This is a genomic window from Actinoplanes subglobosus (assembly GCF_042650585.1).
Taxonomy (GTDB): domain Bacteria; phylum Actinomycetota; class Actinomycetes; order Mycobacteriales; family Micromonosporaceae; genus Actinoplanes; species Actinoplanes subglobosus.
This window is the reverse complement of sequence record NZ_JBHSBL010000047.1, coordinates 1-1,296: the sequence shown is the minus strand read 5'-3', so window position 1 is coordinate 1,296 and position 1,296 is coordinate 1. Positions and strand designations below refer to the sequence as shown.

Genomic DNA, 1,296 nt, shown 5'->3' with positions numbered 1-1,296 from the left:
ATGGCACGGGTACGACGCTCGGTGACCCGATCGAGGCGCAGGCGTTGCTGGCGACGTATGGCCAGGGTCGTTCTGGTGAGCCGTTGTGGCTCGGCTCTCTGAAGTCGAACATCGGTCACGCTCAGGCGGCGGCGGGTGTCGGCGGCATCATCAAGATGGTGATGGCGATGCGTCATGGTGTGCTGCCGAAGACGCTGCACGTGGATGCTCCGTCACCACATGTCGATTGGGCTTCCGGCGATGTCCAGTTGCTGACCGAATCGCGGGAGTGGCCGGTCACGGATCATCCGCGCCGGGCCGGTGTCTCGTCGTTCGGGATCAGTGGCACGAACGCGCACGTCATCCTCGAACAGGCCCCGGTGGTGGAGGCCCCGGTGGTGGAGGCCCCGGTGGTGGAGGCGCCGGTTGGGGAGGCGCCGGCGGGGGAGGCGGGGTCTGCGGTTGTGCCGTGGGTGCTGTCGGCGCGATCGGCTGAGGCTCTGCGCGACCAGGCTCGCAGACTGTCAGCATATGTCGAGACAAATCGGGTGACCGACATCGGATACTCGCTGCTCAACGGCCGTACCCTCTGGGACCACCGTGCAGTCGTCATCGGCCGGGACCGCGCCGAACTGCTCGCCAGCCTTGACGACCTGACGATCACCGGTATCGCACGTTCGACCGGCCAGGTGGGTTGGTTGTTCTCCGGTCAGGGCGTGCAGCGCCTGGGTATGGGTCGTGGTCTTTACGAGGCCTTCCCGGTCTTCGCCGCCGCGTTCGACGAGGTCGCCTCTCTGGTCCCCGGTGACCCGAAGGGCATCTGGTGGGGCGAGGACCGTGCGACTTTGGATTCGACCGACAACGCGCAGATCGGGATCTTCGCTTTCCAGGTCGCTTTGGTCGCACTACTCAAGTCGTGGGGGATTAAGCCCGAAGTCTTGGCTGGTCACTCCGTCGGAGAGTTCGCCGTCGCCCATGTCGCGGGGATGATCTCCCTGCCTGATGCGGTGCGCCTGGTGGTCGCGCGCGGCAAGTTGATGGCCGCGCTGCCGGCTGGTGGGGCGATGGCCGCGGTGCAGGCGACCCCGGAAGAGGTCGAGCCGTTCGGCATTGCGATCGCTGCGGTCAACGGTCCGGATTCGGTGGTGATCTCCGGCAGTGCTGAGGACGTCGACCGGGTCGTCGAGGCATTGGGTCGCCGTAACACTCGGCTGCGGGTGTCGCATGCGTTCCATTCGTCGTTGATGGATCCGATGCTGGCCGCTTTCGAGCAGGAACTTTCGACGGTGGTCTTCAGTCCGGCGCAGATTCCGGTCG

The 1,296-nt window shown here is 66.0% G+C and carries 1 protein-coding gene; it reads left to right on the top strand.

Features of this window, described 5'->3' with window-relative positions; all coding sequences use genetic code 11:
* The coding region (locus ACFO0C_RS48990) for an acyltransferase domain-containing protein (RefSeq protein WP_378073861.1) at nt 1-1,296 on the top strand (1,296 nt) is incomplete at both ends.